Origin of the sequence: Stenotrophomonas sp. LMG 10879, from assembly GCF_002750935.1 — a bacterium.
In the GTDB taxonomy this organism is placed as follows: domain Bacteria; phylum Pseudomonadota; class Gammaproteobacteria; order Xanthomonadales; family Xanthomonadaceae; genus Stenotrophomonas; species Stenotrophomonas lactitubi_B.
In genome coordinates, this window is the sequence record NZ_PEJT01000006.1 from 136,761 (window position 1) to 149,367 (window position 12,607).

Below are 12,607 nucleotides of genomic sequence, written 5' to 3' on the forward strand. Positions count from 1 at the left end.
CGGTCCAAGGCGCCTCGCTGACCCCGAAAAAAGCGCTTGACGCCATTTCCAGAACAGGTAGAATTTCGCCTCCCAAGCGGGAATAGCTCAGTTGGTAGAGCGCAACCTTGCCAAGGTTGAGGTCGCGAGTTCGAGTCTCGTTTCCCGCTCCAGATTCAAGAAGAACGCTCCCGCAAGGGGGCGTTTTTCGTTATGAGCTTTCGCGAGGTAGGGCGATCTCGACGGTGTGGTCTGGGAATGGCTCGATGTCGGCAGGCATCATGACTTGAGTGCCAACAGAACGGTGCGCAGAGTTGTGCTTTTAGATAGGCAACCCTCCGGAGACAATCGCCAGCTTTCCGCTCTTGTCGAATGTCACATGTATTCTGGAGCTGCCGGATATCCATCGCATGCGGTTGCTTTCTGGATTCTTCCATTCCGGTTCACCAAACATTGACACGACGTCGTTCCTGCCTTGGCCGAAAGTGAGTCCGTGGGGCAGGGCACCTCGGTAAACGGAGAAGTCGCCAATTTCCCGTCCGTAGTAGCGGAAATTGGATAGCACGAGCGCGCCAGCCGGATAGTCGCGGCTAGGAGAAGCCAAGGACTCAGAATCTGAAAAGGTCAGTTCGACGCCGAGTGATGCGTTGGACAAGTAAGCATCAGTCCAATGCCGCTCCAAGGCGGGAACGTCGACGATGCCAAGCTCTTTCAGCAACGACTCAATTTCTCGCTCGCCGTAGTGGTAGCCAAGGTGGGCGAAGTGATCCATATCGATTCTCGAATGTGGTGGTCTGGGAGCCTGGCCGTGTTGTGGTGTTCATTGAGAGCGACTGTTGCTCGGATTGATTAGTCCACTGCCAACGAATGCCGAGACTCGCGCTCTTGTACATGCTCAACTGCGGGGCGCCGTTCTCAACGTGATCCCGACGCAGGGTGTCGGAGCGGTTGGCGATTGTCGCTACTGCATTGGTGATGGCACTGGACCAAGAACTATTGATCGTCGTCCGGGGGCAGTCCATACAAGTATTCCGAAATGAAGCCGATCGGGTGAGCGAGCGCTTCATTTCCACTTCACCGCCACTCCATCGCCTCACCACGCGGAAGCTCGATGCTGCATCTCCCTTCTCAAGTGGTGATGCCGCGATGCCTCACACTCCCACCGCCAACGACTACGACGTGATCATCGTCGGCGCCAGTTTTGCAGGTGCTGCCTGTGCACTCGCCGCCGCCCAGTACGGCCTTCGCGTCTGCGTGCTCGAACGCAAGGCCGACCCCGGCGAGCGCCTGCATACCACCGGCATCGTGGTGAAGGAAGCGATGGAACAGACCTGGCTTGGTCGCATGCCCGAGCAGCTGGTGCAGCGCGTGGCGCGCGTGCGCCTGTACGCACCGAACCTGCGCAACGTGTTGTTGGCCGCACCGGGCTACTACTTCCTCACCACCGATACACCGAACCTGATGCGCTGGCTGGCCAGCGAGCTGCGTGCCAGTGGCGTGGACCTGCGGCTGCAGCAGTCGTTCACCGGGGCCTGCCGCGACGGCGACGCATGGCAGGTTGAAGGGGTGGGGCGCACCGGCTATCTGGTCGGCGCTGACGGCGCGCGTTCACGCGTCGCGCTGCGCACCGGCCTGGGCCAGGTGCGCGACAACCTGTACGGCGTCGAGCGCGAGTTTGCCGGCGTGCAGCTGCCGGAAGGCGACGCCTTGCACTGCTTTGTCAGCCGCCGCTTCGCACCCGGCTACATCGGCTGGGCCGCGCAGAATCCCACCGGTGTGCAGGTGGGGCTGGCCCTGCGCCACGATCCCGCCCATGCCCGCCCGCCGGATATCGAGGGTTTCCTTGAACATGTGCGCGACGTGGTGGGTCTTCCGCGCGCGGCCGAGGCTGCCGGCACCCGCGCGGGGCTGGTGCCGTGCGGGTTTCCGGATGGCCCGATCACCGCGCCCGGCGTGATCCTTACCGGTGATGCGGCGGGTGTCGTTTCGCCGCTGTCGGCCGGCGGCATCCACTCGTCATGGCGGCACGGCTGGGCGGTCGGCGATGCCATCGGCCTGCACCGGCGTGGGAAGGGACCCGCCGCCGAGCAGGTGGCACGGCAGGCGGCGCCCACTTTTCACCGCAAGCGCGTGCTGCGCTGGGCCATGGACCACCTGCAGCGGGACTGGCCGGTCGACGCCCTGCTGCGCACCGGCCCGGTGCGCCGGCTGGCCGAACAGATCTACTTCCACCGACGGGGCGTTCGGGCGTGATCCGGAAGCTGAACGCTGGCCGGTAAAAGGGCTGCAGAATCCTGTTGACGCCGTGCAGCAATATCGACACAATAGCGCTCCTTCGACGCAGGTCGAACGGAATCTGCGGGAATAGCTCAGTTGGTAGAGCGCAACCTTGCCAAGGTTGAGGTCGCGAGTTCGAGTCTCGTTTCCCGCTCCAGATTCAAGAAGAACGCTCCCGCAAGGGGGCGTTTTTCGTTTGCGCGCCGCGCTGCAGGTGCAGCCTGCTAGCGCGGAATGCCCCGGTTAGCGCTGCACCAGGTACGCACGTCCGCACGGTCGAAGCCGACGCAGGCGTTCTTGCGCGGGATGTACAGGTAAGGCGCGTCGACCTGGTAGGTGAAGTGGTAGTAGTAGGTCCGGTCCTGGCCATACAGCCAGTAGTTCGACGAGCCGTTGTTGATCACGTAGGGCTCGAAAGAAAAGATCGACGACTGCGCGGGAATGAAGTTGCTGCGGTCCATCAGCAGCATGGCCGCGTTCGATGCCAGCGGCGTGGCCAGGCAGATCGCCATCGCGCCCACGGTAAGCACGGCCATGAAGATGCCGAGCGCGCGGCGGGAGCTGGATTTCAAGCGTATTGCCTGCCGGTGGGAGCGTTCAGGCCAATGTGCCGCAGCGCCCGCGAACAGTCCAGCGTTCAGCTTGGCGGCGCTCATGAAAGGCTGGGGAAAGGCCGAGGGTTCGCAATGCAGGCACCGCATACGCGCTGTAACGCAGCTCCGACTGATTCTCCATGTCCACTCCACAATCGCGGCGTAGCCTCCCCGGCTTCTCTCTCCACGAAGGTGGGCGGGTGGCCAATCGTTTCACTTCCCCTGCAGTGTCCGCTCAAAGGCATGTCGCCGTGCCGCGCATCGTGCTGGGTAGCGGGGTGCTGCTGGTCAGCGTGATGCTGGCAGGCTGTATGTCGGTGCCGGTTCCGGATCTGCCCGATCGCACTCCAACGGTCTGGAATCAACCGGCCCCTGGGCAGGGCGTGGCGGTCGATGCGCGGCAGTGGTGGAAGGTGTTGGCCGATGCGCGCTTGAACGCACTGGTGGAAGAGGCCATCGCCGGCAATCTGGACCTGCAGCAGGCCACCCTGCGGCTGCAGGCGGTACGGCTTGTGTCTGGCACCGCCGATGCGCGCTTCCGTCCGGAGATAACGGCCAGTGCCAAGCAGGTACAGGACGCCGCCGCGGTCGACACCTACTTCCACGCCGGTGTGGAAGCGATCTGGGATCTTGGCCTGTTTGGCGCAGCGGAAAGTGCCCGGCTGAGCGCGCAGGCGGCCAACGAAAATGCTGAAGCACTGCGCGATGCCGCGCAGGTGGCGGTCATCGCTGACGTGGTGCGCAGCTATCTGGATCTTTCCGTCGCGCAGGCGCAGGCGGATCTGTTGCGCAAGCAACAGGCCGTTGACGCACGCGGCGAGCAACTGGGGCTGGTGCGGCAGCGCCTGCATCTGGACGAGCCTGGCGAACTGGATCGCCTGCGTGCGCGGCAGGCGGCCACACGCGCTGCCATTGCACAGGCGGATGAAAATGCAGGCAACGCCGCGCGTGCGCTGGCGCTGCTGTTGGGGCGCGATGGGCCGGATCCGGCCTGGAATGCCTACCGCACGCCGCCGCAGTTGAGCGCCTTCACCCTGCAGCAGGTCCCGGCCGATCTGCTACGCCATCGCCCGCAGATCCTGCTGGCCGAGGCCGATGTACTGCAGGCCACCGCCGAAAAGGGCAGCGCACGCGCGGCGATGTTCCCGAAACTGAGCCTGGGCGGTTCCATCCTGTACGCCTACAACCTCACCCAGAACGCACGCTCCAACTCCGATTCCAGCCCGTCGATCGGTCCCTACATCGACATTCCGCTGTGGGATTGGGGCCAGCGGCGCGCGCGCTACCAGTCCGACGACAAGCAACTGGATTCGGCATTGCTGGGCTATCGCAAGGCCGTGCTGCAAGGCGTGGCTGAAGTGGAAGGCGCATTGGGCAGCCTGGCCCGCCAGGACAGCAGCATCCAGTCGCTGCAGGTGGCCGACGACGCTGCCCGGCAGCAGGTCGCGCGACAGGCCCGGCAGGTGCAGCTTGGCCTCTCCAGTGAGTTCGACGGGCTGGAAAGCCAGCGTGCGGCGTTGTCCGCGCACGCCGATCTGATCGGCGCGCAGGGCGCTCGCGTGCTCGCCTTCGCATCGCTCTACCGGGCAGTGGGCGGCGCACCCTTGCCGGTCGAGCCTGAAGGCGACGCGCAATGATCGCGCTTGCCCGCAAGACGCTGGTTTACGAGTGGCGTCGATTCCTGCCGGTGGTGCTGGCCATGTGTTTCGCCGGTGTCCTGCTGATCGTGCAGGCAGCACTGGTGCTGGGCATCTTCGGCACCGCTGCGATCTACGTGAAGGCATCGACCGCCGATGTCTGGGCTGGCTTTGCCGGCACGCAGAGCGTGAACTACGGCCATGCGATCAGCGCGGATGTCGAGAGCCGGCTGCGCATGGACCCGGATGTCACCCGCGTCGAGCCCTACGAATGGGTCGATGGCGAGTGGCGCTCCAGCGCGCAGGGCACCGGCAACGTGTCGGTGTATCTGTCCGGCATCTCCACGGCGAATGACGCGATGATGTTCTCGCGCATCCTGCCGCCTGAGTTGCGTGCGCAGTTGCGTGAGCCCGGCGCGGTGATCGTCGACAGCGCCGACCTGGACACGCTGGGCGTTGATCTGCGCAGCAACCGGGCGTGGATCAACGGCAAGGCGGTGCGTGTGGTCGCCGCACAACCCGGCCTGCGTGGTCTAGGTGGCGTCAACGTGCTGGCATCACTGGATACCGCGCGTGCCATCGCCGGAACCGACCCGCATGAAGGCAGTACCTATTTCGTGGCGGGCACGCGATCACCGGAGCTGGCCGGTCGCGTGCGCGATCGCCTCAGTGCTTCGACAGGCCGCGCCACGACTGTCGAATTCTGGACAGCACCGGAGTTCGCCAGCCGCTCGCAGCAGTACTGGCTGTTCGACACCGGTGCCGGTATCGCGGTGCTGTTCATGGCGGTCATCGTCTGCTTCGTCGGTGCGGTGATCACCAACCAATCGTTTGCCGCGGTGGTGGCCGGGTCCGTCCGCGAGTACGCCACCCTCAATGCGCTCGGCGCAGGCCGCTATGCGCTGGCCCGGGTGGTGTTCGAACAGGCCGTGCTGATCGGCGGCGTCGGCATGCTGCTGGCCGCCGCCTTCAGCACGGTGGTGCTGCTGGCGGCGCAGACCCAGCGCGTGCCGGTACAGCTCACGCCGATGGTGGTCCTCGGCTGCGTGGCGCTGGTCGCGGTGATGGCCATGCTGTCGAGCATCATGGCGGTGCGCAGCGTCGTCCGCTCCGACCCATCGTTGCTGTTGCGTTGAAGGGCGACCGATGACGAACACCTCCATCACTTCCCCGACGCTGCGTGCCGACGCACTGGAAAAGGGCTTCGTGTCCGGCGATGTGCACGTTCCCGTGCTGCGTGGCCTGTCACTGGACATCTATCCCGGCGAACTGACCCTGGTGTCGGGTCCCTCCGGCTGCGGCAAGAGCACGCTGCTGTCGCTGATGTCCGGCCTGTCGACACCGGATGGTGGCCGCGTGCATGCGCTGGGACAGGACGTCAGCCACATGACGCGAAGCGAGGTGGAGCGCTTCCGCCTGCATCACGTCGGTTTCGTGTTCCAGGGCTTCAACCTGTTTCCGGCGCTGACCGCGTTGGAGCAGGTGCAGCTGCCGTTGGGCTATCGCGGCATGCGCAACCGTGACAGCGAGCCTTTGGCACGGCAGGCGCTGGACGAGGTCGGCCTCTCGCACCGCAGCCACATGCGCCCGGCGCAGTTGTCTGGCGGTGAGAAGCAGCGCGTAGCGGTTGCCCGTGCGTTCGCCAAGTCACCCACGCTGATCTTCGCCGATGAGCCCACCAGCGCATTGGATGCCGAGAACGGCCAGCGCGTGATCGACATCCTGCACCGTTATGCACGCGCACATCAGGCCACGGTGCTGTGCGTAAGCCACGATCCACGCCTGATCCGCCATGCGGACCGCGTGATCGCCATGGAAGACGGCACGGTCCGCGATGACCGCCGCCAGAACGAAACCGTAGAGCCCAGCCGATGACCAGATTGCCGCCGTTGTTTTCCCTCAGCATCTCCTTGGGCGCGGCATTGCTGCTGGGCGCCTGCAGCAGGGACGCACCTGCGCCCGTGCGGCCGGCGGCGACCACGCCCGCTACGGCGGACAAGGTAGCCGTCGCCCGCGGCATCATCGATGTGGAAGGCGGGCTGATTGCACTGGTTCCAGCGATGGATGGTTCGGTCAGCACCGCGCCGGTGAAGGAAGGGGCGGCGGTCCGCAAGGGTGATGTCCTGCTCACCTTGGACGGCGCGCTGCTTGAACAGGAAGTGGGCATGGCCAACGCCGATCTCGCGCTGGCTACCGACCGGCTGAAGGGCACTCAGGCGCAACTGCGCGAGTTGGAGCGCAACGCTACCCGCTTGGCCACTGGCGCCAGCGAGGGCGTGTCTTCCAACCAGCAGGCCGACGCGGCCAGGCAGCAGCTGGCTGGCGTTCGCGCTGATGTCGATGTGGCGGGCGCGCAGGTCGAGATGGCCCAGCACAAACTGGAGCACGCCAGGCTCAAGCTGCGGCAGATGTCGCTGACTGCGCCGGATGCCGGCACCGTGATCGGCCAGGTGCCGGGCGTGGGTGCGTTCGTGCAGGCCGGCAAGCCGGCGATGTCATTGCTGCCGGCGCGGCCCCTGCAGGTGCGCGCCGAACTGAGCGCGGCCTATGTCGATGCAGTGCAGGTGGGCATGCGCGCGACGGTGGTGATCGATAGCGATGGCACCGAGGGCAAGCCGCTGCCGGTGGCACGCGTGGTCCGCATCAGCCCGGTGTTCGCGCCGGCGCGGCTGCCCGAAGACGCAGGGCGGGGCGTGGCCAAGGTGGTGGAGTGCGTGCTGGAATTCGAGAGCGCGGCAAAGGCGCGCGTCGGCCAGCACGTGCGGGTGGAGTTCCGGAAGTAGGGCTGCCGGCTCAGCCGCTGAGCCAGCTTCGCAGGCGCGGCCAGACCGAGGCCGGGACAATCACGAGCAGCGCCAGCAGGTGAATGGCGGCAACGGCCAGCAGCCAGTTGAGGTGCACGTCGCGCACGGGGGATTGATGCATGGCGGCCATGCCCCACAGAGCGGTCCATCCCAACCACGGAAAGACGCCGATCAGCATCCGCAGCCACAGGCGGTGGAACCGCCATGGCTTTGCGATCAGCCCAAACACTGCGATCTCCACAAGGACGATCAGAGCGAACGTGATGACTGACGCTGTGGGGTAGGGCAGAGTGCCGGACTCGATGTGACGCAGCCGCCAGTGGTCTGGCTGGAAACCGGCGTGGATGAGCGTGCAGAAGAGCAGCAGCCACACAAGAAATGCGAGCAGCCAGAAGGTTCGGTACGGGGCGGGCTGGCGGAGAGAGGGCTTCATCTATCTGGTCAGGTAACCCTGTTGCGTCCAATAGTCCATCGCGAAGGCATCTTCATCCGCAAAGCAGGGCGCTTCACCGTCGAGCAGGGTAGCGTTGGTGCGACGCATTTCCCGAGCGCCTAGCTTGAACAGTCGCAAAGCGGCGGCCAAGCCAGGCCCGCCAACAGGATCGATCTGGGCCGGCGCCTCATCCGCGTCCTGGTCGGCCTTGTGGCGGATACGGACGCGTTCCTTGCCGTCCATGCACGTCTCAATGTCGTAGTAATAGCTTTCGAAAACGCGGGACCCGTTGGGCTGATGCATTTCCTGGGACAGGCGAAGTATCGGCTCTTCAATGACTGGAGCAGTCTTCTGCTGGCGAAACGCAGCATGACAGCGGCCGACCCAGAACCCGCACCGATCCTCATCGTCGTAGTCATCGTAGGGTCGGCAGATCGCCAGCGCGAGAAGATTGCGGATTTCCTCCGGCGAAATGATCTGCGTTGTCCAATGGCGACTGGACGTTCCTTCCTGGAGGAATCGCCAGCCCTCGAGGATCAGCGCAACATGGGATGGTTGGATTTCATTCGCTTCGACTTGCCTCCATTCCGCCTTGTTCTGACTCGTATCGTTGCAGACGTATTTCCAGAGGCCCCAGGTCTCCCGAGGTCGGCGGCCCATGAGGCGATCAATCACTCCGACGTCGGTCTCAACGCGCTCCATTACGAAGCGGGCGCCAATTCTCTGTGGCAGATCCTCCATCTGCACGATGTAGGCAGCAGCTTCCGGATGCCCGGTGTCCGCCTGCACGTAAAGTGAAATGCCGCTGCGAATGAACTGATAGTCACGAGTGTCCATCGGCAGCATGTCTTCGCCACACACTCTCAGGAAGTTCTCTGGGCTGACATTGGCATCACCGAACAAGTTGAGTGTGCACAGCAGGGGATCTGCCACTGACAGGCCCTCCCTCCGGATGACGCCTTTCCCTGATTCCAGCCTTTCGAGTATCGCTTCCGCACTCAGCGACCAACGACTGTCTGGATGAGGATCCTCTCTGAACAGACAGTCCGCCTCGATGAGCTGCGCCAGTTCATCGCCATCCATGGCTTCGACATCGTCGATCCTGCGCAGGAACTGAATCGGGCCATCAAGCTCCACGGAATAATCGGTTTGGATGAATAGCGCGGCCTCGGTACTTCCTACAACATGCAGGCGTCCGTGGTTGTAGTCGCCCCAGAACAATTCATGGACACGGAGATTTCTGCCGACTCGGATTTCCTGTCCGCCGACGATGGCATTGGTGGTCGTCAGGTCACCCGAGACAATCAGTCCACATGCGCCGTCGGTCTCCAGGCTATGAACGTGTCGGGCTATCGTCATGTTGCCGCGAACGAAGATGAACCATACATGCTCGCCAATGTTTTCATTCCGCCATGGAGCCAGCGGGTCGTCCAGGTCCAACGTGTCGAGTATCAGGTCGCCATCGGCGAAGAGGACCACTTCATCCTGCTTCTCGGCAGGTTGCCGCCCGCAGCGGTAATTCGAGTCCTCAGGTATTTCATCAGCAATGTCCGCGTAGCGAACAATCTGGAATGGGCATTCCGGAGAAAGCCGCGTGGCGATCTGATGCGGAGTCGGTACCGATGATCGTCGTGTTACCGGGGAGAGTTCCCCATTCGGGTCTTCGCGGACGAGTTGGAAGTCGGCGAGTTGGGCAAGTATTGAAAAATGAACCGGCGCGTTCACCGCCTGCAGAGAGTCAAGGTGCGCAATGCCGCCCATTCCCAGTGCAGGAAAGAAACCAAAGCACTGCCCGACGCCCAAGGGCCCATGCTTCAGAGTGGCAGCGTCGAACAATGGCTGGCCGTCATGGCTGATGAGGTCCAGCATGTCGTCGGGGAGTCGGAACGGAGAGGTCGCGCCTTGTCCGGTATCGCATGATGAGGATGGCCCCTCAGTCAACTGTTTGCAAAGGATCGTACCGTTCAAGAGGTCGATCTGACCTGCGCCGTGCAGCCCATGGACGAAGTAGATGGTACCGAACGCGGAGTACGCATAGGCATGCGTGTCGGAAGGAGCAAGATCAACGTCATGCGCGAGGATCTGGTCCATCACCATCGCGAGATCCTGGGGATGGCATAGCTGGATTCGTCCATTTCTGAAGATGGATCGCCCACGCCGGATCAGCAAGCTCCGGAGAGTGGTCGGCAGTACCTCATCAAGCGCTTCGATCTCCGCGCAGTTGAGTAAGATCGATGCGACATGGTTGTTCGACTGCTGCATGGACGGTCCTGGATCGGAAAGAGATCAGGGCGCGGCATGGTCAACAGGAACATGGCCGACGCCAGATGCTCGGGTCGCATACTGTCCGTTATTCATTCGCCATAGGGCCATGCAACTATTCTGAAAAAACTGCCATGACCGGTTCGCCTTCTCGATCGGAGCGTTTCGCTCATCAACTCAGCGCGAACCTCCGTGCTTGCTGGCTGTTGGCCTCCCGTACGCTCGCCACGCACTGACCAGCGACACCACGCACAGCGCCATCAGCAATCCCACGTCCAGAAGCAGCAGCCACAGCAGGTGCATTCCCTGTACCGGTGGCTGGTGCATCATCGATGCCAGCCACGGGAAGGTCCACGCCAGCAGCAACACGCAGGCGATCAACAGTCGCAACCACAAGCGACCGAACTTCCAGGGGCGCACGATCAGCGCAGCGATCACCAGCTCGACCGTACTCAACAGCGCGAACACGACAACGCTGCTGGTCGGGTAGGGCAGGGTTCCGCCTTCGAAGTGCCGCAACATCCAGTAGTCCGGCGTGAAGCCGGCATTGACCAATGCGGCGATCACCGCCAACCAGGTGAGGGCGACAAGGATCCAGAACAGGCGAGCGTAGCGAGGTCTCGTGGGCGGGTTCATCGGGTAGGCGGGCTGTTGACGGCGTGAAGGAATTTCGACACAATAGCGCTCCTTCGACGCAGGTCGGAGAATCTGCGGGAATAGCTCAGTTGGTAGAGCGCAACCTTGCCAAGGTTGAGGTCGCGAGTTCGAGTCTCGTTTCCCGCTCCAGATTGCACAGGGCCCCGGTTGGGGCCTTGTTTTTCTCCCGCCACGGCAAGGCGGGGCACGTTGAGCCACAAGGCTTTGCGCGCAGTCAGAAAAGTGAAAACAGTTGTGAAATGGCTGGTGTGTGACCCGGGCTTCCGGTATCATGACGGCTTATGCGGGAATAGCTCAGTTGGTAGAGCGCAACCTTGCCAAGGTTGAGGTCGCGAGTTCGAGTCTCGTTTCCCGCTCCATGTTCCGACAGGCCCCATCGCGGGGTTTTGTCATGTCAGGGGCGTCGTTCCTGATCGCAGTACGTTGGCCTCATGGCAGAGTGGCTATGCACCGGATTGCAAATCCGTTTACAGCGGTTCGATTCCGCTTGAGGCCTCCAATTTAAAAGCCCTGACTACGGTCAGGGCTTTTTCTTTGCGCGCAGTCCGGCGTCGGAAGGCTGTACCAAAATGCACATGCGACCCGGCGGGGCCGGCTGCTAACGTCGCCGCACTCCTCTTCAGCAGTGGTGACCGCAGTGCGAAACCTGGCGATCCAGCAGGCCGTGTATGTTCCCCTCGGCACAATGCTGGCGCTGATCGCTTTTGCATTCACCGTGCCCGGCTACCACCCGGTCTCGCAGCACCTCAGCGAGATGGGCCTGATGCCGGGGCTGCCAGCCAAGGCGGTGCAGGTCGGCCCGATGGTCAGTGGCTCGGCCATCCTCCTCTTCAGCCTCGCGTTGCTGGCGCAGAGTCGCCGTTTCGCGCTCACTGCGCTCACCTCCGCGCTGTTCGGGGCGGCCATGCTCAGCAACGGCCTCTTCACCATCGGCAGCCCGATGCATGGCCTCCATGCCATCGGCATCTTCTCGATCCTCACCCCGCTGCTGTTCCTGGCAGAGCTGGGCCCGCAGGCGTCAACGCGGATGGCATGGTTCTCGCGCGCCAGCTCGCTGCTGGGCATGGCCTATCTGTGGCTGATGATGTCCGGCTTCGACCCGGAGCCCTATCGCGGCCTCACCCAGCGCCTTGCGCTGCTGCCGGCGTTCGGCTGGTACACCCTCGCGGCGCTGGAGCCGCGTCGATTCCGCGGTTGAGCCAAGCGCTTCCTGCAGCAAGCGCTGGCAGTCTGCGGCCAGATGTTCAAGCCGCCGCTGGCGCCGGATCGTCGGCGCGGAAGTTGCGCGACACCGGCGTCGTCGTGCCCACATAGTGGCGGAACAGGTAGATCAACGGTGCCCAGCGCTGCACGTCGATGTGCTGGGTACCTGCAACGGTGATCGCCTCGTGTGCATGCACTTGGCAGATCCGTCCTTCGACGATCATGAAGCCCTGATCCTGCGTTCCGCTGGGCCGATGTGAGGCAAGCAGTACCACCTCCACCTGCAGCGGGCATTCGGCGATCGCCGGCGGTGCCACCAGCACCGAGTCGACGCGGCTGAAGCCGCCCAGTGCGAACTTGTCACGCACATGCACGTAGCCCATATCACGCTTCGAATCCGGCACGGGAGTGCGCGCGGTGGCGCGGGCAATGGCTTCAACCTGCGCCGCCTGCGTGGCATCTGCGAAGTTCAGCACGCATTCGCCGCGTGCCAGAAGATTGCTGCAACCCTGGCCCTGTTCGCCGATGCCGAGCACCACGCGGTCGCCCAACGCCCAGAATGAAGAAAGCGGGCTGATGTTCGCACTGCCGTCTTCATTCAGCGTGGTCATCAGCACCACCGGCGTTCCCGGATAGAGCACGGAGGGGGTGATGCAACGACGTCGGATCTCTTCCGGTGGCATGCTTGAACTCGTGGGTTGCGGGCGATCACTGTGCCCTGTGCAAGGGCGCGGACGCTTCGATCCAGGTCGAACAATGAGT

12 protein-coding genes and 5 tRNA genes are annotated in these 12,607 nt (G+C 63.5%); 11 read left to right on the plus strand and 6 right to left on the minus strand.

The annotated features are described in order from the left end of the window. Window positions 1-76 precede the first annotated feature (76 nt). Window positions 77-152, plus strand: a tRNA-Gly gene (locus CR919_RS10980). A gap of 149 nt (window positions 153-301) precedes the next feature. Here CR919_RS10980 and CR919_RS10985 read toward each other — a convergent pair. Next, on the minus strand, window positions 302-751 hold the full coding sequence (locus CR919_RS10985; protein ID WP_099820054.1) for a hypothetical protein: 450 nt from the start codon (window positions 749-751) through the stop codon (window positions 302-304). A 374-nt stretch (window positions 752-1,125) separates the two neighbouring features. Here CR919_RS10985 and CR919_RS10990 point away from each other — a divergent pair, with 374 nt between their 5' ends. Both CR919_RS10990 and CR919_RS10995 read left to right on the plus strand, forming a co-directional pair. Continuing rightward, complete coding sequence (locus CR919_RS10990) at window positions 1,126-2,232, plus strand: NAD(P)/FAD-dependent oxidoreductase (RefSeq protein ID WP_099820055.1); 1,107 nt, start codon at window positions 1,126-1,128, stop codon at window positions 2,230-2,232. 105 nt (window positions 2,233-2,337) lie between these two features. Continuing rightward, window positions 2,338-2,413, plus strand: a tRNA-Gly gene (locus CR919_RS10995). A gap of 67 nt (window positions 2,414-2,480) precedes the next feature. On the opposite strand, the gene CR919_RS11000 is transcribed toward CR919_RS10995, so the two are convergent. Next, window positions 2,481-2,828: a hypothetical protein gene (locus CR919_RS11000; protein WP_243380084.1), complete on the minus strand. Its 348-nt coding sequence runs from the start codon at window positions 2,826-2,828 to the stop codon at window positions 2,481-2,483. A gap of 161 nt (window positions 2,829-2,989) precedes the next feature. Between CR919_RS11000 and CR919_RS11005 the strand changes: the two genes are divergently transcribed. The 4 genes from CR919_RS11005 to CR919_RS11020 are packed head-to-tail and all read left to right on the plus strand — an operon-like array spanning window position 2,990 to window position 7,269. Further along, window positions 2,990-4,486 carry an efflux transporter outer membrane subunit gene (locus CR919_RS11005; RefSeq protein WP_099820056.1) on the plus strand — a complete coding sequence of 499 codons (1,497 nt, stop codon included), beginning with the start codon at window positions 2,990-2,992 and terminating at the stop codon, window positions 4,484-4,486. Next, window positions 4,483-5,622, plus strand: coding sequence for an ABC transporter permease (locus tag CR919_RS11010; protein WP_099820057.1), 1,140 nt, complete (start codon window positions 4,483-4,485; stop codon window positions 5,620-5,622). Before CR919_RS11005 ends, CR919_RS11010 begins: the two co-directional genes overlap by 4 nt. 10 nt (window positions 5,623-5,632) lie before the next feature. Then, window positions 5,633-6,361, plus strand: a complete 729-nt coding sequence (locus CR919_RS11015; RefSeq protein ID WP_099820058.1) for an ABC transporter ATP-binding protein — start codon at window positions 5,633-5,635, stop codon at window positions 6,359-6,361. Beyond that, window positions 6,358-7,269, plus strand: a complete 912-nt coding sequence (locus CR919_RS11020; protein WP_099820059.1) for an HlyD family efflux transporter periplasmic adaptor subunit — start codon at window positions 6,358-6,360, stop codon at window positions 7,267-7,269. The genes CR919_RS11015 and CR919_RS11020 overlap by 4 nt, the downstream gene beginning before the upstream one ends. Before the next feature lie 10 nt (window positions 7,270-7,279). Here the strand turns inward: CR919_RS11020 and CR919_RS11025 are convergent, their stop codons facing one another. The 3 genes from CR919_RS11025 to CR919_RS11035 all read right to left on the minus strand — a co-directional run bounded on the left by CR919_RS11025 (window position 7,280) and on the right by CR919_RS11035 (window position 10,621). Then, on the minus strand, window positions 7,280-7,723 hold the full coding sequence (locus CR919_RS11025; RefSeq protein WP_099820060.1) for a hypothetical protein: 444 nt from the start codon (window positions 7,721-7,723) through the stop codon (window positions 7,280-7,282). Then, window positions 7,724-9,985 carry a T6SS immunity protein Tdi1 domain-containing protein gene (locus CR919_RS11030; RefSeq protein WP_099820061.1) on the minus strand — a complete coding sequence of 754 codons (2,262 nt, stop codon included), beginning with the start codon at window positions 9,983-9,985 and terminating at the stop codon, window positions 7,724-7,726. Window positions 9,986-10,162: 177 nt separating this feature from the next. After that, complete coding sequence (locus tag CR919_RS11035) at window positions 10,163-10,621, minus strand: hypothetical protein (RefSeq protein ID WP_133119606.1); 459 nt, start codon at window positions 10,619-10,621, stop codon at window positions 10,163-10,165. 74 nt (window positions 10,622-10,695) lie between these two features. On the opposite strand from CR919_RS11035, the gene CR919_RS11040 reads away from it, so the two are divergent. From CR919_RS11040 to CR919_RS11055, 4 genes are all read left to right on the plus strand, one after another. After that, window positions 10,696-10,771 (plus strand) — tRNA-Gly (locus tag CR919_RS11040). Between the two features lie 154 nt (window positions 10,772-10,925). After that, window positions 10,926-11,001 (plus strand) — tRNA-Gly (locus CR919_RS11045). Between the two features lie 66 nt (window positions 11,002-11,067). Beyond that, window positions 11,068-11,141 (plus strand) — tRNA-Cys (locus tag CR919_RS11050). A gap of 129 nt (window positions 11,142-11,270) precedes the next feature. Beyond that, window positions 11,271-11,840 carry a DUF998 domain-containing protein gene (locus CR919_RS11055; protein WP_133119607.1) on the plus strand — a complete coding sequence of 190 codons (570 nt, stop codon included), beginning with the start codon at window positions 11,271-11,273 and terminating at the stop codon, window positions 11,838-11,840. Window positions 11,841-11,886: 46 nt separating this feature from the next. On the opposite strand, the gene CR919_RS11060 is transcribed toward CR919_RS11055, so the two are convergent. Further along, a complete protein-coding gene (locus tag CR919_RS11060; protein ID WP_099820209.1) occupies window positions 11,887-12,456 on the minus strand; it encodes a flavin reductase in 570 nt (189 codons plus the stop codon). Window positions 12,457-12,607 lie beyond the last annotated feature (151 nt).